We start from the raw sequence: 19,709 nt of genomic DNA, 5'->3' as shown, positions 1-19,709 counted from the left end.
AGCCTGGTCGCATGCTGCTGCGGCTGCGGATCGCGCTGCCCGACCGTCCCGGCGCACTGGGCGCCGTCACCCAGGCCCTCGGTGTCGCGGGGGCCGACATCATCCAGGTCGTCGTCCTCGACCGCGGCGAGGAACGCGCGGTCGACGACTTCACCGTCTCGTGGCCCGACGCCGCGCCGCGCGAGCACCTCCTGCGGGCCCTCGACGAGATCCCCGACATCAAGGTCGAGGGCGTCTGGGCCACCCGCGAGGCGCCCGGTACCTTCCCCGAGCTGGAGGTCCTCAAGTTCCTGACCACCGCCGGAGACCGCGCGCTGGCCACCCTGGTCGACGCGATGCCGGTGATCTTCAGCGCCGACTGGGCGGCCTGCGCGGCCGACGGCAGCCACGATGTGGTCTGCGCCAGCTGGCGGGCGCCCGAGTCGATCAGGTTCCCCGACCTGGTCCCGGCCCGGCCGGTGGCCGCGACGCTCGAGTCGGGCGTCCACGTCGTCAACGCGCCGTTGCCGCCGCTGGCGCTGACGCTGGTGCTGGCCCGGGTCGAGGGGCCGGCCTTCCACCGGATCGAGGTGGCGCGGCTGGCCCGGATCCTCGACATCTTCCTGCTCCTGCCGGCGATCGAGCAGAGCGCGGAGAAAGCCTTCCGGTCGGCCTCTCAGCCCACGTGATCGCGCCAGGAGTGCTGGGGGTCGTACCCCAGCACCTTCCTGGCCTTGTCGATCGAGAGCAGGGTGCCGAACTCCCCCACGTCGTGGGTGAGCTCGACGCCGGGGAACTCCTCGCGCAGGAGGTCGGCCGACGGCCGGTTCATGATGGTGTCGGCCGCCGCGATCACGAAGCTCTCCGCTCCGGTGACCTCGGCGGTCAGGCCCAGGCGGCAGCTCTGGGCGACGTCGCGCACGTCGACGTAGCCCCACAGGTTCCAGCGCCGCGAGGCGGCGTCGGCCCAGTACGACGGGACGTTCGCGTAGTCCTCGGGCAGGTGGATGTTGGACAGCCGCAGGGCCACGAACGGGATGCCCGACCAGGCCGCGACGTGCTCGGCGGTGGTCTCGGTGACGACCTTCGACAGGGCGTAGGTCGAGGTCGGCACCGGGTAGTGCGCCTCGTCGACGGGGGCGTAGCGGGGGGCGTCGTCGAAGGGCAGGCCCAGGGTGGTCTCGCTGGAGGCCCAGACGACGCGGCGCAGCTTCAGGGTCGCCGCGGCCAGGAACACGTTGGCGTTCATGGTCACGTTGCGCTGGAAGGTGACGGCGGGGGTGGCCATGCCGGGTGCGGGGATGTTGGCCAGGTGGACGACCGCCGAGCAGCCTTCGAGGACCTCGACGGCCTGCCCGTGGTCGGTCAGGTCGGCGGCCAGCACCCCGGGGCCGGCGAGGTCGGTGGCGACCACGTCGTAGCCGTGTTCGCGCAGGTCGGCGACGACCGCCCGGCCGGCCTTCCCGGCTGCGCCGGTGACACAGATGCGTTCCATGGCACGGAAGCCTTTCACATCCGGGCGAGCCGGTTGATACCGGTCGCATACAGGATTTTCGGGGCTTTTTCTCCGCGCGCCAGAGTGAGCATGGCCTGGCCGATCGCCTCGGTGGTGGTCACCATCCGCGGGAACAGCCGGGACAGGACCGGCCAGATCGGCGTGCCGATCATGTACAGCACCCGGTAGGCCCGGGTCTTGCTGGCCGCGCCGTGCAGGGCCCTGATGACGCCGGGGCGCAGCGCGAAGGCCCGGTCGAACCGCTCGAACAGCGCGTTCTCGGTCTCGCCCTTCACCCGCGCCCACATCCGGCGCCCCTCGGCGTCGGCGCCCTGGCTGGAGACGTACACGAACGTCACGTCGCGCCGCAGCGTCCGGGCCACGTCCATGGTCATCGTGTACGTCACCTGCCGGTAGTCGGCCTCCTTCAGGCCGGACGAACTGACCCCGACGCAGAAGAAGCAGGCGTCGAAGCCCTGCAGGAACGCCGCGTATCCGGCCGGTCGCGACACGTCGGCGATCACTTCGGTGAGTTTGGGGTCGGTGACGCCGCTGGGCGTGCGCCCGACGACGAGCACCTCGGACACGTCAGGGGCCCGCAGGCATTCCCGCAGGACCCCCTGGCCCACCATTCCGGTGGCCCCGAACACGATCACGCGCACATAACCGACATTACGCCTGCACGACCACGGAGGTGACGACGAGCCCGCCCTCGGCCGCCCAGCGGCCCCGGAACACCGGTAACGGCGAGTCGACGAGGATCCGGGCGCTGAACACACCGTCCCCGAAAGCCACGTGGGCGTCTTCGAACCCCAGCCAGCGCCCGGTGATCGGGAACCACGCCTTGTACACCGACTCCTTGGCGGAGAACAGCAGCCGGTCCCACGCCACCACCGGGCGGTCGGCCAGCAGCCGCCCGACCGCCATCTGCTCCTCGGGCGAGGCGACCGCGCCCAGCACGCCGTCGGGCACGGGCTGGTCGGGCTCGGCGTCGATGCCGATCGAGACCACGACGTCGTCGGAGGCCACGGCGGCGGCCCGGTAGCCGTCGCAGTGGGTCATGCTGCCCACGATCCCCTTGGGCCACAGGGGTTCGCGCTTGGGGCCGGAGAGGATCGGCGTGTCGGCGTGCCCGAAGGACGACAGGGCCTGGCGGGCGCACCAGCGGGCGGTGGCGAACTCGGCCCGGCGGCGCGGCACGGCCCGGGCGACCAGAGACTCCTCCTCGGGGAGGGGCCGCACGCCGGGCGGGTCGCCGAAGCTCTCGTGCCACACGACGCCCGGAGGAAGCACCGATCCCAGCATGAAACGCCCCCTTTCCGGCTGGACCTTACCGCGTGAACGGGGGCGGTAAAGTGACAGCCCAGGAGGTCCGATGTCTGACAGCACACCCGATTCCGCCGTCGAGGCGGAGCCGACCGACGAGTCGATCGACGGGGTCGCCGACGAGGCGAGCGCGGAAGACGAGCTCAAGCGGAAGTTCCGCGAGGCTCTCGACCGTAAGCGCCAGGCGCAGTCCGACCGCAACGGGAAGGGTGCCCGGGGGTCGTCGAAGATCCACGGCACACACGAGGCCGCCGGCGGCAAACGTTCGTTTCGCCGCAAGAGCGGGGGCTGACATCCGCTGAAAGGGGCCGCCATCGGAGGGGGGCCTTCCGATCCGCGTGATCCAGGCGCACTATGGAAAGTGACATCCTGGGCGAAATCGCATGGAGCGGCTGTGCAAGGTCACCTTCCGGCGGCGGTCCCGCTGCTGTCCCGAGGCAAGCACCGCAACCCGCGCAAGGGTGCGTGTTTCATGGAGTTCGCGTCCTACCTGGCCGGTGAGCGCTGGAGCGATCACCCGGCCTGCACCCACCCGCTGCTGGCGGCGATGGCGCGGCTTGTCAACGACTACACGACCGACACCAACCGGCAGCGGCTCGCGCCGCTGATCCCGTCGGTGATCGGACTCACCACGAACGATCCACGGGCCGACGTCCGGATCGCGCTGACCGCGGCCACGACGGCGCTGCCGGTGGTCGCGGCCGAACGGCAACTGGCCCTCGCGGTCTCGGTGCTGGCGGCCGAGCACGTCCTGGCCGACCTCGAAGGCCGGGAACCCGGCCTCGAACCGGCCAGCCAGGAGGCGCTCGACCTCGTGCCCGACGCCGCCCGATGGGCCTACGGCTTCCGCAGCGGGGTCAAGGTGTCCCGCCGCGGCTTCCGCCGCTACGCGGCGCCGAACACGGTCCAGCTGGCCGTACGCGGCGTCTCACAGGCCTGCGTCGACGATCCCGACCTGATCCTGCGCGACCTGTTGACCACCGCCATCGGCGAGGTCAGGGCCATGGTCGGCGACGATCAGGTGGAGACCCGGCCACTGGCCTTCAGGGCGGGGCGATAGAGGGCGCCCCCGGCGAGGATCGCCACGCAGGCCGCGCCGAGCATGAAGCCCCAGCTGACGTCGGTCAGGTGGTGCATGCCCCGGTAGAGCCGTGATCCGGCGATGGCGAGCGGGATGGCCAGGCCGATGGCGAGCAGCAGCCACCGCAGAATCGCGTGCCGGTGCATGTGCAGGGTGAGCACGGCGGCGACCCCGAAGTAGAACGCGACCCCGGCGCTGGTGTGCCCGGAGGGCCAGCTCGACGTGGGCGGCGCCGGGTCGAGGTGGGCGACCTCGGGCCGGGGCCGCTGCGACACGACCGTGGACGCCAGGAAGATCAGCGACTGCGACCACACGGCGAAGATCAGGAACACCGACTCGCGCCAGCGCTTGTAGGCGATCCGGAAGCCGATCGCGAAGATCGCGGTGGCGACGACGATCACCGGCGTGTCCGAGAACGACGACACGACGTCGGTGACCCCGTTCCAGAACGGCGACCGCTCCCCCGCGACCTCCCGGCTGACCTCCTCGTCGCGGGCGATCAGCCAGCTGTCGCCCAGCACCCGCACGAGCAGCAGGCCCGTGCCGAGTGTGGCGATCAGCAGGGCGAACAGCGGCAGCAGCACCCGCCGCCCGACCTCTTTGAGGTCGACCCGCCGCCACGGGCGCTCGTGCGCGCGTTCCGGGCTCTTCGGAGGGCTGGTCGTCACCATTGGGGCTCCAATCTGGTTCATCGGGGCTCTCCCGTGGCCTTCGGGGCGGCCATCTCCGGCTCGACCCCCTCGATGTAGGGTTCGACCGGCCGCCGGCCCATCCGCCGCCGCCAGGCCTCGAATCCGGCGGCCGTCGCGGCGACCACCGCCAGCGCCAGGATCAGCCCGGCCACGACGTCGCTGACCCAGTGCACCCCGAGGGCGACCCGGGTGAAGGCGACCGTCACCGACGCCAGCGCGGCCAGCGTCCAGGCGACCGCCCGCCAGACCCCGTGCAGCACGGGGAGCAGCAGCAGGACCAGCGTGACCGCCCCCAGGGCGGCGTTGAGGGCGTGACCCGAGGGGAACGACCAGCCGGGCGCCCACGAGACCGGGTCGGGCAGCATCGGCCGGGCCCGCTCCACGGCGATCTTCACGGCCAGCCCGATCAGGCCGCCGGCGGCCACGGTCGTGATCGCCCAGATGGCCAGCCGGGGCGCGCCGCGCAGCAGCGTGTAGACGGCCGCGGCGCCGACCAGCACCCGCCAGGTCTCGGGCGCGAGCGCGTTCGTGATGAACTCCATCGCCCGCGCGAAGCCGGGGTTGCTCAGCGCGTAGGAGTGCAGATCGGCGGCCACCCCCTGGTCGAACCGGTTCAGGGGCGTGAAGGCGCTCTTCACGAGGACCAGCAGCAACATGAACGGGACCATCAGGATCGCGGCCGCCAGGGTCGCGGCGGTCAGCCGGGCGCCCAGGGCGCCGTCGGGTCCCAGCAGCCATCGGCGCATCTCCGTCATGGGCCGCCGTGCTACCCCGGCGAAGGCCGATCGAACGTCGGTGGAGTCGGCCCCCTGCGGCTCTCAGCAGCCGACGCGCAGCGGGGCCTTCGCCGACCAGCGGCCCGAGGCGACGTCCTGGGCGCGGGCGTAGGCGTTGGGGGCGCCGGAGCAGTGGGGCAGGCCGGTCTTCTTGCCCCAGCTCCCGCCCGGGTAGCCGGGGAACTCGGCGGCGGCGATCACGCCGCTCCAGACCAGGTCGCCCTCGGAGCGGCGGACGTAGAGCTTGACCTGGCCGACGTTGTAGTGGGAGCCGTTCAGCTTGACCACGTGGCCCTCGGTGGTGATCCACAGCTTCGCGAGCATGCGGCGGGAGTCGGCCGCCGCGTTGTCGGACCTGGCCTGGGCGCGGACCGAGGGGATGACGCAGACGTCGTCCTCGTGGAAGGCCTCGCGCCAGACGTAGCCCTCGACGCAGGCGTGCGTCTCGTCGGCCCAGCGGGTGGCCTTGAGGGCGTTGTCGGCCAGGGTGCGGGCCCGCGTCGCCGGGGTCACGCAGACCTTGTCGGCGGGGCGGGCGGCCCGGAAGACGAAGCCCTCACGGCAGAGCTGCGGGGCGGCGGAGGCGGGTGCGGCCGTGGCGCCGAGCACGAGGGCAGCGGCCGTGAGGGTACGCAGGATCATCGGTGGTGCTCCAGGAGGGCGCGGGTGTTGCCCTCCCTTATGCACCGGGGCGCCTGCAGAATCCTTGCAAGCGAGATACGGGACGGACCCGTGTCAGGCCGACTGGAGCAGGGCATAGGCCCCGCCGGCCCGGACCAGCTCGTCGTGGGAACCGGTCTCGGTGACGCGGCCGTGCTCCATGACCACGATGCGGTCCGCGGTCCGGATCGTGGACAGCCGGTGGGCCACCACCAGGACCGTCCGGCCGGTCACCAGGCGGGCCATGGCCTGCTGGATCAGCTTCTCCGAGCGGGTGTCGAGGGCCGAGGTGGCCTCGTCGAGGATCAGGATGCGGGGGTCCCTGATCAAGGCGCGGGCGATGGCCAGGCGCTGCTTCTGGCCGCCCGACAGGCGGGCGCCGCGCTCGCCGACCACGGTGTCCCAGCCGTCGGGGAGCCGGTCGACGAACTCGGCGGCGTTGGCGTCCTCCAGGGCGCGCCGGACCACCTCGTCGGGGACGTCGGGCAGGCCGTAGGTGACGTTCTCCCTGACGCTGCCCTCGAACAGGATCGACTCCTGCGGGACGACCGACACGAACCTCCGGTAGGTGCGCAGGTCGAGGGTCTCCATGTCGACGCCGTCGAGCAGGATGCGGCCCTTCGTCGGGCGCAGGAAGCCGATGACGAGGTTGAGGACGGTGGACTTGCCCGCGCCGGAGGCGCCGACGAGGGCCACGGTCTCGCCGGGGCGTACCGACAGAGAGAGGTCCTTGACGCCGTAGGTGAAGGCGACGTCCTGGAAGTCCAGGCGGCCGGTCACGCCGGTGACCTCGGCCTTGCCGTCGTTGTGCTCCAGGTCGGGGGCCTGCAGGACCTCGCCGATCGAGCGGACCGACTCCAGGCCCTTGCTGATGATCGGGGTCAGGCTCATCAGCGAGGTGACCGCGGTGGTCAGGGTGGTGAAGAAGGTGCTGAGCATGACGACGTCGCCGGGAGTCAGGGCGAACACGCGGTAGTACGACACCAGCGCCGCCCCCGCCAGGCAGACCACGCCGAGCGTGTTGAGCAGGATCCAGGCGAGCGAGCCGAACCTGCCGTTGACGAGGTCGAGCCGCAGCCCGGTGCGCAGGACGTTGCGCAGGGTGCCGTCGACGCGGTGCAGGGCGTCCTTCTCCAGCCCGTGGGCGCGGGTGATCGGGATGAGGTGCGTCATCTCGGTCACCCGGGAGGACAGGCGCTCGACTTCGAGGCGGAAGCTCTCGTTGTCGGTCCGCATGCGGTCGCGCATCTTCATGACCAGGATCGCGGCGGCCGGGACGACGACCAGGAAGACGGGCAGGGCCTGCGGCGCCTTGACCGCGATGACGGTCACCCCGCCCGCCAGCATCACGATCGCCGACAGGCCGATGTCGCCGGCCTGCTGCGACATCGTCTCGACGCTCTCGACGTCGCGGATGACCTTGGTCTGCAGCACTCCGGCGCTGACCCGGGCGTGGTAGCCGATCGAGAGCTGCTGCATCCGGGCGCACAGCGAGGAGCGCAGCCCGGTGCTCACCTTGCGGATGGTGCCGCTGAGGTGGCGTACGTAGAGCAGGTGGAAGGGGTAGTTCAGGGTGAGCAGCAGGCAGAGCACCCCGGCGTTGAGCCAGATGCCGCCGACCGGTCCCCCGGCGACCAGGACGTCGATGATGTTGGCGGTGACCAGCGGCAGCATCCACGTGGGGCTGTGCTTGAACACGAAGGCGACCACCGCGATCAGGAGCGATGCGCGGTGGTCGCGGTAGAGGTAGGCGAGCGTCCTGATCGGATGTTCGCCCCGGTAGCGGTGGTCCAGTTCACCCATCGATGTCCCCAGCGCAAAATATCTACAGATTCAGGGTAGATCTTCGCATCTCAGGATTAACGGGTCATATCGTGGCGTAAACGACCTTCCACACGCCGCCGTAGAGGCACTGGTCGGAGACCTTCGTGGTCTTGGCCTCCGAGCAGACCTTCAGCTCGACGAGGGTCGCCTTCTTGTACGTGAAGCTGTAGGACGCCGGCGTCTTGTAGGTGCAGTCGCGGAAGGTCTTGTGGGTGAAGGGCTGGTTGCCGCCCTTCTGGTAGGTGATCCGGAAGACCGCGTAGCCGCAGCCGGAGCCCTTGGTCAGGTCGCTGATCTTGCCGCTGACCTTGACGTCGGCGTTCTCGATGACGGCGCCGGGGTTGGTGACGACGCCGGTGAGGGAGCCCTTGGTGTAGGCCCGCTTGCCCGAGCTGTAGCGCTCGAACTTCTTGGCCGGGGCCTGCTGGGCGAGGTCGGTCTTGGAGGCGACCGGGGGGTTGTCGGCGAAGGCGGGGGCGGAGGGGACGAGGACGACGGCGAGAGCTGCGACGAGGCCACCAAGGAGGCGCACGGCTGGTTCCCTTCGGGGGGTGTTCCGCTGTTGTGGTGACACCATCTCGGAATCGCCTTGCACGACGCTTACGATCCGGTTATGAAGGCCCTGAACGCCCGGCGTGTCGCCTGGGAAGCCGCCCGTGTCCTCGTCGAGGCGTCGACGGCCGAGACCTACTGGTGGGTCAGTGACATGGTCGGCCGCCACTTAGGCGTGATGTACCAACTGAAGCTGGCCGAGACGCGCCTGCGCCTCGTCGAGAACGACGAGTTCACCGTCGCCGAGACCGGCACCTGGCGGGCCCGCCTCGACGAACTGCTGGGCGACCGGCCCGACCTCATGCCGCTGGTCGCCGACCTGACCAAGGAGACCGCGGCCCGTCTTCCCTAGGCTGACCGCATGACGATCCGTCCCGTCCGTCCGGACGACCTCCCCTCCGTCGCCGCCATCTACGAGCACTACGCGCTCACCACCGTCATCACCTTCGACGAGACCGGGCTCGACGCGGAGGCCTGGACGGCCAAGGCCGGCACCGGGCTGCCGTTCCTGGTGGCCGAGGTCGGCGGGGTCGTGGCGGGATTCGGGTACGCGGGGCCGTACCGGCCGAAACCGGCTTATCGCCACACGGTGGAGGATTCCCTCTATATTTCCCCCGAGCACACCGGACGGGGGCTCGGGCGGGCGTTGCTGCGCGAGCTGATGATCCGGTCGAGGGAAGCGGGGGCCAGACAGATGATCGCGGTGATCGCCGACGCGCAGCCCGCGTCGGTGGGCCTGCACGTCGCCGAGGGGTTCACGGAGGCCGGGCGGCTGCGGGACGTGGGTTTCAAACTCGGGCGCTGGGTCGACACCGCCCTCTACCAGAGGACGCTGTCATGAGGGCGGTCGTGTACGACGCCTTCAAGCAGCGGCCGTCGGTCCGCGAGGTGCCCGACCCGGTCGCCGGGCCGGGCGAGGTGGTCGTGAAGGTCGAGGCCACCGGCCTGTGCCGGAGCGACTGGCACGGCTGGCAGGGCCACGACGCCGACATCCAGACCTTCCCCCACGTGCCGGGCCACGAGTTCGCGGGCGTGATCGCCCAGGTCGGACCGGGGGTGTCCGGCTGGTCGGCGGGCGACCGGGTGACCGCGCCCTTCATCCTGGCCTGCGGCGTGTGCGCCGAGTGCCGGGCGGGCGACCACCAGGTCTGCCCGGCGCAGACCCAGCCGGGCTTCTCCCACTGGGGGTCCTACGCCGAGTACGTCGTCGTCCGGAACGCGGCGGTGAACCTGATCGCGCTGCCGGACGACCTGTCGTTCGGGGCCGCCGCCGCGCTCGGCTGCCGGTTCGCGACCGCGTTCCGCGCCGTCGTCCACCAGGGGCGGGTCCGGCCCGGCGAATGGGTGGCCGTGCACGGCTGCGGCGGGGTGGGGCTGTCCGCGGTGATGATCGCGGCGGCGGCCGGGGCCCGGGTGGTCGCGGTCGACGTCCACCCCGACGCCCTCGCGCTGGCCGCGGCGGCGGGCGCGAGCGAGACCCTGCCGCCGGGCCGCGTCGACCGGCTGGTCGACCTCACCGGCGGCGTCCACCTGTCGATGGACGCCTTCGGCAGCGCCGAGAGCTGCCGGAACTCGATCGCGAGCCTGCGCAGGCGCGGACGGCACGTGCAGATCGGGCTGCTGCCCGGCGACACCGAGCTCCCGATGGGCCGGGTCATCGCCTGGGAGCTGGAGCTCCTGGGCAGCCACGGCATGCCCGCGCACGCCTATCCCGAGATGCTCGCCCTCATCGAGAGCGGCTCGCTGGCGCCCGAACTGCTGATCACCCGGACCGTCTCCCTGGATGAGGCTCCCGAGGCGCTCGTCCGGGGCGGCCGGCCCGGGGTGACGCTGATCAGCCCTTGAAGCCGCGCAACCGCAGGCTGTTGGTGACCACGAACACCGACGACAGCGCCATCGCGGCTCCGGCGATCATCGGGCTGAGCAGGCCGAGCGCGGCCAGCGGCAGGGCGGCCACGTTGTAGGCGAAGGCCCAGAACAGGTTGCCCTTGATGATCCGCAGCGTCCGGCGCGACAGCCGGATCGCGGCGGCGGCCACCCGCAGGTCGCCTCGGACGAGGGTCAGGTCGGCGGCCTGGATGGCGGCGTCGGTGCCGGTGCCCATGGCCAGCCCGAGGTCGGCCTGGGCCAGCGCGGCGGCGTCGTTGACGCCGTCGCCCACCATGGCGACCACGCGGCCCTCGGCCTGGAGCCGCTTGACGGCCTCGACCTTGCCGGCCGGAAGGACCCCGGCTATGACCTCGTCGATGCCGACCTGGCCGGCGATCTCGCGGGCGACGGCCTCGTGGTCGCCGGTCAGCAGGACCGGCCGCAGCCCGAGGGCGCGCAGCTGGGTGATGGCCGCGGCCGACGACGGCTTCAGCACGTCGCTGACCGTCATGACGGCGGCGCGCACGCCGTCGACGGTGACCGCGATCCCCTGCTCGGCCCGGCCGACGGCGACCTCGCGTCCTTCGACGACCCCCCGTACGCCCTCTCCGGCCGTCGCGACGAAGTCGGTGACCGGCGGGAGGTCGGTGTGGCCCTTGACCAGGGCCCTGGCGACGGGGTGTTCGGAGGCGTGCTCGACGGCGGCGGCCAGGCGGCGGACCTCCTGCTCGTCGAAGCCCTCTTCGGTGCGGACCTCGACCAGGGTCATCCGGCCCTCGGTGACGGTGCCCGTCTTGTCGAGCACGACCGTGTCGACGCGCCGGGTCGATTCGAGGGCCTCGGGGCCCTTGATGAGGATGCCGAGCTGCGCGCCCCGGCCGGTGCCGACCAGCAGCGCGGTCGGGGTGGCCAGGCCCAGGGCGCACGGGCAGGCGATGATCAGCACCGCCACGGCGGCGGTGAAGGCCGCCACCGGTCCCGCGACCGGGAGCCAGAAGCCGAGCGTCGCCACCGCGAGGGCGATCACGACCGGCACGAAGACGCCGGAGATCCGGTCGGCGAGGCGCTGCACCCGGGCCTTGCCGGTCTGGGCCTCCTCGACCATGCGGGCCATCTGGGCCAGCGTGGTGTCGGCGCCGACGCGGGTGGCCCGCACGACCAGGCGCCCGCCGGCGTTGACGGTCGCGCCCGTGACCGCGTCACCGGCCCGCACCTCGACCGGCATCGACTCGCCGGTCAGCATCGAGGCGTCGACCGCCGAGGCGCCCTCGTGGACGACGCCGTCGGTGGCGATCTTCTCGCCGGGCCGGACCACGAACAGGTCGCCCGCCTTGAGCAGTTCGGCCGGGACCCGGGTCTCCCCGCCGTCGCGCAGCACCGCGACGTCTTTGGCGCCGAGCTCCATCAGGCTGCGCAGGGCGTCTCCGGCGCGGCGCTTGGCGCGGGCCTCGAAGTAGCGCCCGGCCAGCAGGAACGCCGTCACGCCAGCGGCGGTCTCCAGGTAGATGTTGCCGGAGCCGTCGCTGCGCTCGATGGCGAACGAGAACGGGTGGATCATGCCGGGCTCCCCGGCGGTGCCGAGGAACAGCGCCCACAGCGACCAGCCGAAGGCGGCCAGCGTGCCCAGCGACACCAGGGTGTCCATGGTCGCCGCGCCGTGGCGGAGGTTGGTCCAGGCGGCCTTGTGGAAGGGCCATCCGGCGTAGACGACCACCGGGGCGGCCAGGGTGAGCGAGAGCCACTGCCAGTAGGTGAACTGGAGGGCCGGGATCATCGCCATCGCGATCACGGGGACCGCGAGCACGACGGCGGTGATCAGCCGGTTCTTCAGCGGGTCGCTCTGGGCGGCCTCTTCGGTCTCCTCGGGCAGCGTCGCGCTGTAGCCGGCCTTCTCCACCTCTTCGACCAGCGTGCGCACCGACACACCGGGCGCGAAGACGACGCTGGCCTTCTCGGTGGCGTAGTTGACCGTGGCGGTCACGCCGTCGATCCTGTTGAGCTTGCGTTCGATCCGGTTGGCGCACGACGCGCAGGTCATGCCGCCGATGGAGAGCTGGATCAGGTTGGACATGTCATCCCTCCAGCGTGAACGACGCGGTGCGGACGACGCCGTCGTGCTTGAAGTCGAAGAAGACCCGGTAGGAGCCGCCCTCGCGGGGCGCCTGGGCCATGAAGACCAGCCCGGTCATCGGGTGGACGTGCAGGTAGGCCAGGTCGCCCGCGCGCAGCATCACCAGGTGGCCCTGGGCGCCCAGGTAGGGCTCCGGGTCGACCTTCTGTCCGTCTTTGGTGACGGCGAGGGAGAGCGGCGAGGGCTGGCCGGGGTTCATCTCGCCCTGGAGGGTGACGGTGTAGCCGTCGACCGTGGACGTCCGGTTCGTCTTGGGGAACGGGTCGGGCTCGAAGTCGCCCGGGGCGGTCAGGTCGGCGCCGAGGGTGAGGGCCGGGCCGCCTTCGGGGGCGAAGTCGGCGTACATGCGGTAGGCACCGGGTTCCGGGAGGGTGAGCGGGATCGTCCAGGTGCCGTCGGGGGCCAGCTCGGGGTGGAGGTGCTGGAACCCGCCCAGGTCGCGGGGGGCCACGATCAGGTGCAGCTTCTTCTCGTGGGCGACCTGGTAGGCGGTGACCGGCTTCCCGTCGGGGCCGACGACGTGGAAGGAGAAATCCTCCCGCTCGCCGGGCTTCAGGGTGGTGGTCGCCGGGCGCAGGCGGTAGCCGTCCTGGGAGATCTGCAGGCCGCCCGGCACGCTCGCGGCGGGCTCCCCGGTCTCCTCCTCCTCGTGGGCGTGACCACCGTGGGCGGGGGCCTCCTGGTCGGCCTCGGACGTGTAGTCGGCGTAGCGGCGCGGCGGGTCGTCGTTCTGGGTGACGCCTACCGCGTAGGCCCCGCCGAACACGACGGCGAGGCCGGCGGCGAAGACGCCCAGCCTGGTCATGGCGTTCACGCCGGGCCCACCAAGGTGTAACCGGCCTCCTCGACGGCGGCCTTGACGGCGGCCTCGTCGACCGGGTTCTCACTGGTCACGGTCACCCGGCCGGTCGGCACGTCGACCTTGACGTCGCTCACCCCCGCGATGGCGCCGACCTCCTCGGAGACGGAGCTCGCGCAGTGGCCGCAGGTCATGCCGGTGACGGAGTAGGCGGTGACGGTCATGACGAATCCTCTTTCAGGTGTGCTTAGGAACGGACGAGCCGGGCGATGGCGTCGGAGGCTTCCTTGATCTTCGCGTCGGCCTCGGGGCCGCCCTTGGCGGTGGCCTCGGCGACGCAGTGGGCCAGGTGCTCTTCGAGGAGGGCGAGGGCGAACGACTGCAGCGCGCGGTTGGCGGCCGACACCTGGGTCAGCACGTCGATGCAGTACTTGTCTTCTTCGACCATCCGCTGCAGGCCCCTGACCTGCCCCTCGATCCGGCGGAGCCGCTTCAGATGGTCTTGCTTGTGATCGGAGTATCCGTGCATCGCGACCTCCCCGGGCCTTCGTCCTTGCTCAATAGTACCCCTAGGGGGTAGTGGTATAGAATCTAACATACCCCCCGGGGGTTTCGTCGAGGAGGTACCCGAATGCACGATCACCATGTTGCGCAGTACCGGCGCCTGTTCTGGTGGATGCTGGCGCTCGCCGTCCCGACGGTTCTCAGCTCCGGCATGTTCGCCATGGTCGTCGGCTACGACGCGCCCGGCCCGCCCTGGCTGTCGCCGGTGCTCGGCACGGTCATGTACGTCTGGGGCGGCCGCCCGTTCCTGACCGGCGCCGTCAGCGAACTGCGGTCCCGCGCGCCCGGGATGATGCTGCTGATCGGCCTGGCCATCACGGTCGCCTTCGTGGCGTCGATGGGCGCGAGCCTGGGGCTGCTCGACCACGGGCTCGACTTCTGGTGGGAACTGGCCCTGCTGATCGTGATCATGCTGCTGGGCCACTGGATCGAGATGCGCTCACTGGCCCGCACCACCTCGGCCCTCGACTCGCTGGCCGCCCTGCTGCCCGACGAGGCCGAACGCGCCGACGGCACCCGGGTGCCGCCGTCGGAGCTGCGGGTGGGCGACCTGGTGCTGGTCCGGCCGGGCGGCCGGATCCCGGCCGACGGCGTGGTCGTCTCGGGGTCGGCCGGCATGGACGAATCCATGATCACCGGCGAGTCGGCCACCGTCCGCCGGTCGGAGGGCGACCGGGTGGTCGCCGGGACCGTCGCGACCGACTCCGCCCTGCGGGTCGAGGTGCGGGCCGTCGGCGACGACACCGCGCTGGCGGGCATCCGGCGGCTGGTCGAGGCCGCCCAGAACTCCACCTCCCGGGCCCAGCGGATCGCCGACCGGGCGGCGGCGCTGCTGTTCTGGTTCGCGCTCGGCGCGGGGCTGGTCACGGCGGTCGTCTGGACGCTGCTCGGGCAGCCTGACGAGGCGATCACCAGGACCATCACGGTCCTGGTGATCGCCTGCCCGCACGCCCTCGGGCTGGCCATCCCCCTCGTGGTGTCGATCGCGACCGAGCGGGCCGCCCGCGCCGGGGTGCTGGTCAAAGACCGGCTGGCGCTCGAGAGCATGCGGACCGTCGACACCGTGCTGTTCGACAAGACCGGCACCCTGACCAAGGGCGAACCGGCTGTCACCTGGGTCACCTCCGACGAGGTGCTGGGCCTGGCGGCGGCGGCCGAGGCCGACTCCGAGCATCCGCTCGCGAAGGCGATCGTGGCGGCGGCCAAGGAGCGCGGGCTCGACGTCGAGCCCGCGTCGGAGTTCGTCTCCTCCCCCGCCCTCGGGGTGTCGGCCCGGGTCGGGTCACGGCTGGTACGGGTCGGCGGGCCCCGGCTCCTCGACGAAGTGGGCGCCGAGCCTGTGCGGGAGGCGGCGGGGGCGACCGTCCTCCACGTCCTGGTCGACGGCGCGGTCCTCGGGGCGCTGACGCTGGCCGACGAGATCCGGCCGGAGTCGCGGGAGGCCGTCCGCGCCCTGGAGGCCCGGGGCGTCGAGGTGGTGATGATCACCGGCGACGCCGAGGCGGTGGCCGCCTCGGTCGCGCACGAGGTCGGGATAGCGCGCTACTACGCCGGGGTTCGGCCCGAGGACAAGGCGGGAGCCGTAAAGGAACTGCAAGACGAAGGACGGCGCGTCGCGATGGTCGGCGACGGGGTGAACGACGCGCCCGCGCTGGCGCGGGCGGACGTCGGGATCGCCATCGGGGCGGGCACCGACGTCGCCATCGCCTCGGCCGGGGTCATCCTCGCCGGAGACGACCCCAGGGCCGTGCCCTCGGTCATGGACCTGTCGCGGGCCACCTACCGGAAGATGAAGCAGAACCTCTGGTGGGCGGCCGGTTACAACCTCATTTCGGTCCCCCTGGCGGCCGGTGCGCTGGCGCCGTGGGGGTTCGTGCTGCCGATGTCGGTCGGCGCGATCCTGATGTCGGCCTCCACGGTCGTGGTCGCCGCCAACGCTCAGCTGCTGCGGCGGGTGAGGCTCTCGTAGAGGTCGCGGGTGCGTTCGGCGATGGCCGGCCAGGAGAACTCCGCCACCGCGCGGGCGCGGCCCGCGTGGCCCATCCGGGCGGCGAGCCCGGGGTCGGCGAGCAGCCGGTTGACGTCGGCGGCGATGGCGTGCGCGAAGACCTCCGGGTCGCGCGGCTCGCCGTGCTCGCCCGCCTCGATGGGCACCAGCAGGCCGGTCTCGTCGTGGGCGACCACCTCGGGGATGCCGCCGGTCGCGGTGGCCACGACGGCCGTCTGGCAGGCCATCGCCTCCAGGTTCACGATGCCCATGGGCTCGTAGACCGACGGGCAGACGAAGACGGTCGCGTGGGTGAGGATCTCGATGATCTCCGGGCGCGGGCGCATCTCGGTGATCCAGATGACGCCCTCGCGGGTGGCCTGGAGCTCCTCGACCAGGGCGGTGACCTCGGCGGCGATCTCGGGCGTGTCGGGCGCGCCGGCGCAGAGCACGAGCTGGGCGGCCGGGTCGAAGTCACGGGCGGCCCGCAGCAGGTGGGTCAGGCCCTTCTGGCGGGTGATCCGGCCGACGAAGACCACATAGGGCCTGGTCGGGTCGATGCCGTGCCTCAGCAGGGCGGCGTTGCCCGTGGCGGGCGCGTACTCGTCGGTGTCGATGCCGTTGTGGATCACCGTGACCTTGTCCGGGTCGATCTCCGGATAGACGGCCAGGACGTCGCGGCGCATGCCGCCGGACACCGCGATGATCGCGTCGGCGGCGGCCAGGGCGGTGCGCTCGGCCCACGACGACAGCACGTAGCCGCCGCCGAGCTGCTCGGCCTTCCAGGGGCGGTGCGGTTCGAGGCTGTGGGTGGTGGCGACGTGCGGGATGCCGTAGAGCATCTTGGCCACGTGGCCCGCAAAGTTGGCGTACCAGGTGTGGGAGTGCACGAGGTCGGCCCCGGCGCAGCCCGCCGCCATCTCCAGGTCGGTCCCGAGCACCTGGAGCGCGGCGTTCGCCGAGGTCAGGCCGGGTGGGGTCGAGTAGGCGTCGGCGCCCTCGCGGGGCGCGCCGAAGCAGCGGACCCGCGCGTCGAGGAGCCGTCGCAGCTCCCGCGAGAGGTATTCGATGTGCACACCCGCGCCGCCGTAAACGTCGGGCGGGAACTCACGGCTCAAAAGATCGACACGCATATGCGCAGCCTAGTGTTTGCGACCGTTTTGACGGGTTAAGGTCTGCGTCATGAGGGTCATGGCAATTGTGCTCGCCGGTGGTGAGGGGAAGCGGCTGATGCCGCTGACCGCGGACCGGGCCAAACCGGCGGTGCCGTTCGGCGGCATCTACCGGCTGATCGACTTCGTCCTGTCGAACCTGGCCAACGGGCACTATCTCCAGATCGTGGTCTTGACCCAGTACAAGAACCACAGTCTGGACCGGCACATCTCGCGCACCTGGCGGCTGTCGGCGATGCTCGGCAACTACGTGACGCCGGTGCCCGCCCAGCAGCGGCTCGGGCCGCGCTGGTTCGCGGGGTCGGCCGACGCCCTCTTCCAGAACCTGAACCTGGTCTACGACGAGCTCCCTGACCACGTGATCGTCTTCGGCGCCGACCACATCTACCGGATGGACCCGCGCCAGATGGTCGAGCAGCACATCGACTCGGGCGCCGACGTGACCGTCGCGGCGATCCGGCAGCCGCTGGGGCTGTCCGACCAGTTCGGCGTGATCGAGACCGACCCGACCGGCCGCCGCATCACCGCCTTCCGCGAGAAGCCGAAGGACGCCGTCGGCCTGCCCGACTCGCCCGGCGAGATCTACGCCTCGATGGGCAACTACGTCTTCCGCACCCAGGCCATGATCGAGGCCCTCCGCGAGGACGCCCTCGACCCGGGCAGCAAGCACGACCTGGGCGGCAACATCATCCCGATGATGGTCAAGGCCGGCAGCGCCGAGGTGTACGACTTCAAGGACAACGTCGTGCCCGGCTCCACCGAGCGCGACCGGGGCTACTGGCGCGACGTCGGGACGCTCGACGCCTACTACGACGCCCACATGGACCTGATCTCGGCCCACCCGGTCTTCAACCTCTACAACGACCGGTGGCCGATCTACACCGGCCACGACCCCCTGCCCCCGGCCAAGTTCGTGCACAACGACGGCGACCGGGTCGGCCGTGCGGTCGACTCGCTGGTCTCGGCCGGTGTGATCATCTCGGGCGGCCTCGCACTGCGCTCCGTGCTCTCCCCCGGCGTGATCCTGCACAGCCACGCCCAGGTCGAGGACTCGGTGCTGATGGGCAACGTCAAGGTCGGCCGGGGCGCGATCGTACGCCGGGCCATCGTCGACAAGAACGTCGTCATCCCCGACGGCGCCCGCATCGGCTTCGACCTCGAAGAGGACCGCGAGCGGTTCGCGGTGACCAAGGACGGGGTCGTGGTGATCGGCAAGAACGAGATCATCGACCGTTGACGCAGTGAGACGAGGGTGAAGGCGGCGGCGTCGCCCGGTGCTGGGCGACGCCGAAGGCTGCCCCCGAACACGGCCCAGGTGAACATGGTGAGCTCGAAGAAGATCGCGAAGCGCCACGCGCGAACGGCCGGCCGTCAGACTTGGGCCATGGACCTGCTGTTAGCGGAAGAGCTCCTCCTGCTCGCCTACAAGTCCAACGGCTCGCCTCTCGTCGAGCTGGAAAGCCTGGACTACCTGCTCAGCGCGGCCGTGCTCGCCGAGCTGGCCGTCCGGGGACGGCTCGCGTTCCGGGACGGCCGCCTGGAGGTGACCGACCCCACGCCGGTGGGGGAGGATGAGCTCGACCGGACGCTCGGACGGCTGGCGGCCTTCGAGCGGGCGCCGGCGTTCGGCGACTTCTGGACCGCGATGTACACGCCCGACAGGCGGGCGCGGCTGCTGCGGAGACTCGCCGACCGGGGCGCGATCACCCACGAGAGACGCAGCCTGCTCAAACTGATCAGGTACGACGTGTTCCCCGAGGTCGATCCCGCCCTGCGCACGTCGGTCCGCGAACGGGTGCGTGACGTGCTGGGCGGTGCGGAGCCTGACGCGCGTACGGTGGCGCTGATCTCACTGGGGCACGCGGGCAAGGTGATCCAGAGGGCGTTCCCCGGCACCGACCGCAAGCGGGCGGCGGAGATCGCGGCACGGGACCCGATCGGGGTCACCGTGGCGGCGGCGTTCAAGTCCGCCATCGCCGAGCACATCGCCAAGGTCGCGAGTGGAGGGGCTGCCTCCTAGGAGCTGTTCGAGGTTCGGATCATGTGGTTGAGGTGAGGAGTTTCAGCCACATGATCGAGCCTCGCAGGTGGAGTCCGGCCTCGTAGCTTTCCGGGGTTTTGTCGTAGCGGGTGGCTAACCCGCGCCAGGTCTTGATCTTCTGGAAGCAGCGCTCCACGGTGTTGCGCCGCCGGTAGAGCTTCGGGTCGAAACCGACCGGCCGCCCGCCGGCCGAGCCCTTCCGCTTCCGGTTGGCCTGCTGGTCGCTCTTCTCCGGAATGACCGCGATGATCCGGCGTCGGCGCAGGTAAGCACGGTTGGCCTTGGAGGAGTAGGCCTTGTCCGCGGCCACCGCACCAGGACGGGTCCGCGGCCGACCGGCCGGACCGGGGAAACGAATCTTGTCCAGGACGGCCGGGAAGCGCGGGCAGTCGCCCGCCTGCCCCGGGGTCAGCACGAACGCCAGGGGCAGCCCGGCGGCATCGACCACGGCGTGGATCTTGCTGCTCAGCCCGCCCCGGGATCGCCCGAGCCGGGCCCTGGCCGCGCGGGCTTTGCGGCGCCGCCGTGTGATCGCACGATCCTGGCCTGAGTCCGCATCGCCCGGCGCAGCCCCGCCACCCGCCTGATCTCCTTCTCCGCCGGGTGTGACCCGCGGCCCATGACCCGCAGCACCGGCGGCTGTTCCTCCAGCGGAGCCCCCTTTTCCTCGGTCAGGGCCTGTTCCAGCGCGTCCAGGGTCTCCCCGGCCACCGCCAGCCCGGATGATTCCTGATGCGCCCGCACGATCGTGGAATCCACAC

General features: G+C 71.4%; 22 protein-coding genes and 1 pseudogene. 9 read left to right on the top strand and 14 right to left on the bottom strand.

Annotation, left to right across the window (positions count from 1 at the left end):
- Nucleotides 1-11: 11 nt before the first annotated feature.
- Nucleotides 12-668, top strand: coding sequence for an ACT domain-containing protein (locus FDA94_RS16945; protein ID WP_137248033.1), 657 nt, complete (start codon nt 12-14; stop codon nt 666-668).
- Here FDA94_RS16945 and FDA94_RS16940 read toward each other — a convergent pair.
- Genes FDA94_RS16940 through FDA94_RS16930 form a run of 3 tightly spaced genes read right to left on the bottom strand, consistent with a single transcriptional unit; the run spans nt 656 to nt 2,779 of the window.
- Nucleotides 656-1,474 (bottom strand): NAD-dependent epimerase/dehydratase family protein, encoded by an 819-nt coding sequence (locus tag FDA94_RS16940; RefSeq protein ID WP_137248032.1) that lies wholly within the window; start codon nt 1,472-1,474, stop codon nt 656-658. The genes FDA94_RS16945 and FDA94_RS16940 overlap by 13 nt on opposite strands.
- Nucleotides 1,475-1,488: 14 nt before the next feature.
- A complete protein-coding gene (locus FDA94_RS16935; protein WP_137248031.1) occupies nt 1,489-2,136 on the bottom strand; it encodes an NAD(P)H-binding protein in 648 nt (215 codons plus the stop codon).
- Nucleotides 2,137-2,146: 10 nt separating this feature from the next.
- Nucleotides 2,147-2,779 carry a 4'-phosphopantetheinyl transferase family protein gene (locus tag FDA94_RS16930; RefSeq protein WP_137248030.1) on the bottom strand — a complete coding sequence of 211 codons (633 nt, stop codon included), beginning with the start codon at nt 2,777-2,779 and terminating at the stop codon, nt 2,147-2,149.
- A gap of 70 nt (nt 2,780-2,849) precedes the next feature.
- Between FDA94_RS16930 and FDA94_RS16925 the strand changes: the two genes are divergently transcribed.
- Nucleotides 2,850-3,092: a DUF5302 domain-containing protein gene (locus FDA94_RS16925; protein ID WP_170990987.1), complete on the top strand. Its 243-nt coding sequence runs from the start codon at nt 2,850-2,852 to the stop codon at nt 3,090-3,092.
- A 102-nt stretch (nt 3,093-3,194) separates the two neighbouring features.
- On the top strand, nt 3,195-3,860 hold the full coding sequence (locus tag FDA94_RS16920; protein ID WP_137248029.1) for a hypothetical protein: 666 nt from the start codon (nt 3,195-3,197) through the stop codon (nt 3,858-3,860).
- Here FDA94_RS16920 and FDA94_RS16915 read toward each other — a convergent pair.
- The 5 genes from FDA94_RS16915 to FDA94_RS16895 form a co-directional block, all read right to left on the bottom strand.
- A complete protein-coding gene (locus FDA94_RS16915) occupies nt 3,818-4,573 on the bottom strand; it encodes a phosphatase PAP2 family protein (protein WP_137248028.1) in 756 nt (251 codons plus the stop codon). The two genes, FDA94_RS16920 and FDA94_RS16915, sit on opposite strands and share 43 nt — an antisense overlap.
- Complete coding sequence (locus FDA94_RS16910) at nt 4,570-5,328, bottom strand: phosphatase PAP2 family protein (RefSeq protein WP_246059975.1); 759 nt, start codon at nt 5,326-5,328, stop codon at nt 4,570-4,572. Before FDA94_RS16910 ends, FDA94_RS16915 begins: the two co-directional genes overlap by 4 nt.
- Before the next feature lie 63 nt (nt 5,329-5,391).
- Nucleotides 5,392-5,991 (bottom strand): hypothetical protein, encoded by a 600-nt coding sequence (locus FDA94_RS16905; protein WP_137248027.1) that lies wholly within the window; start codon nt 5,989-5,991, stop codon nt 5,392-5,394.
- A 93-nt stretch (nt 5,992-6,084) separates the two neighbouring features.
- Nucleotides 6,085-7,812 carry an ABC transporter ATP-binding protein gene (locus FDA94_RS16900; protein ID WP_137248026.1) on the bottom strand — a complete coding sequence of 576 codons (1,728 nt, stop codon included), beginning with the start codon at nt 7,810-7,812 and terminating at the stop codon, nt 6,085-6,087.
- A 64-nt stretch (nt 7,813-7,876) separates the two neighbouring features.
- On the bottom strand, nt 7,877-8,365 hold the full coding sequence (locus tag FDA94_RS16895) for a hypothetical protein (protein WP_137248025.1): 489 nt from the start codon (nt 8,363-8,365) through the stop codon (nt 7,877-7,879).
- A gap of 81 nt (nt 8,366-8,446) precedes the next feature.
- On the opposite strand from FDA94_RS16895, the gene FDA94_RS16890 reads away from it, so the two are divergent.
- Genes FDA94_RS16890 through FDA94_RS16880 form a run of 3 tightly spaced genes read left to right on the top strand, consistent with a single transcriptional unit; the run spans nt 8,447 to nt 10,230 of the window.
- A complete protein-coding gene (locus tag FDA94_RS16890) occupies nt 8,447-8,737 on the top strand; it encodes a hypothetical protein (protein ID WP_137248024.1) in 291 nt (96 codons plus the stop codon).
- Between the two features lie 9 nt (nt 8,738-8,746).
- Nucleotides 8,747-9,226, top strand: a complete 480-nt coding sequence (locus FDA94_RS16885; RefSeq protein WP_137248023.1) for a GNAT family N-acetyltransferase — start codon at nt 8,747-8,749, stop codon at nt 9,224-9,226.
- Nucleotides 9,223-10,230 carry a zinc-dependent alcohol dehydrogenase family protein gene (locus FDA94_RS16880; protein WP_137248022.1) on the top strand — a complete coding sequence of 336 codons (1,008 nt, stop codon included), beginning with the start codon at nt 9,223-9,225 and terminating at the stop codon, nt 10,228-10,230. Before FDA94_RS16885 ends, FDA94_RS16880 begins: the two co-directional genes overlap by 4 nt.
- Here the strand turns inward: FDA94_RS16880 and FDA94_RS16875 are convergent.
- Genes FDA94_RS16875 through FDA94_RS16860 form a run of 4 tightly spaced genes read right to left on the bottom strand, consistent with a single transcriptional unit; the run spans nt 10,220 to nt 13,713 of the window.
- The gene (locus tag FDA94_RS16875; protein WP_137248021.1) at nt 10,220-12,325 is read right to left on the bottom strand and encodes a heavy metal translocating P-type ATPase; all 2,106 of its coding nucleotides are present in this window, start codon (nt 12,323-12,325) and stop codon (nt 10,220-10,222) included. The genes FDA94_RS16880 and FDA94_RS16875 overlap by 11 nt on opposite strands.
- 1 nt (nt 12,326) lies before the next feature.
- Nucleotides 12,327-13,190 (bottom strand): hypothetical protein, encoded by an 864-nt coding sequence (locus FDA94_RS16870; protein ID WP_246059988.1) that lies wholly within the window; start codon nt 13,188-13,190, stop codon nt 12,327-12,329.
- A 5-nt stretch (nt 13,191-13,195) separates the two neighbouring features.
- A complete protein-coding gene (locus FDA94_RS16865) occupies nt 13,196-13,408 on the bottom strand; it encodes a heavy-metal-associated domain-containing protein (protein ID WP_137248019.1) in 213 nt (70 codons plus the stop codon).
- Between the two features lie 23 nt (nt 13,409-13,431).
- Complete coding sequence (locus tag FDA94_RS16860) at nt 13,432-13,713, bottom strand: metal-sensitive transcriptional regulator (RefSeq protein ID WP_062349662.1); 282 nt, start codon at nt 13,711-13,713, stop codon at nt 13,432-13,434.
- A gap of 102 nt (nt 13,714-13,815) precedes the next feature.
- Between FDA94_RS16860 and FDA94_RS16855 the strand changes: the two genes are divergently transcribed.
- Nucleotides 13,816-15,717, top strand: a complete 1,902-nt coding sequence (locus FDA94_RS16855) for a copper-translocating P-type ATPase (protein WP_137248018.1) — start codon at nt 13,816-13,818, stop codon at nt 15,715-15,717.
- Here FDA94_RS16855 and glgA read toward each other — a convergent pair.
- Entirely contained in the window at nt 15,687-16,868 is a 1,182-nt protein-coding gene (gene glgA / locus FDA94_RS16850) for a glycogen synthase (RefSeq protein WP_137248017.1), read from the bottom strand. The genes FDA94_RS16855 and glgA overlap by 31 nt on opposite strands.
- Before the next feature lie 58 nt (nt 16,869-16,926).
- Between glgA and glgC the strand changes: the two genes are divergently transcribed.
- Both glgC and FDA94_RS16840 read left to right on the top strand, forming a co-directional pair.
- Nucleotides 16,927-18,144, top strand: a complete 1,218-nt coding sequence (glgC, locus tag FDA94_RS16845) for a glucose-1-phosphate adenylyltransferase (RefSeq protein WP_246059974.1) — start codon at nt 16,927-16,929, stop codon at nt 18,142-18,144.
- Between the two features lie 147 nt (nt 18,145-18,291).
- A complete protein-coding gene (locus FDA94_RS16840; protein WP_170990986.1) occupies nt 18,292-18,927 on the top strand; it encodes a GOLPH3/VPS74 family protein in 636 nt (211 codons plus the stop codon).
- Between the two features lie 19 nt (nt 18,928-18,946).
- Here the strand turns inward: FDA94_RS16840 and FDA94_RS16835 are convergent.
- Nucleotides 18,947-19,709 (bottom strand): annotated as a pseudogene (locus FDA94_RS16835) (IS5 family transposase); the annotation flags it as partial.

Origin of the sequence: Herbidospora galbida (assembly GCF_005233835.1) — a bacterium.
GTDB lineage: Bacteria > Actinomycetota > Actinomycetes > Streptosporangiales > Streptosporangiaceae > Herbidospora > Herbidospora galbida.
The sequence above is the reverse complement of the archived record's forward strand: the minus strand, read 5'-3'. Positions and strand labels throughout refer to the sequence as shown.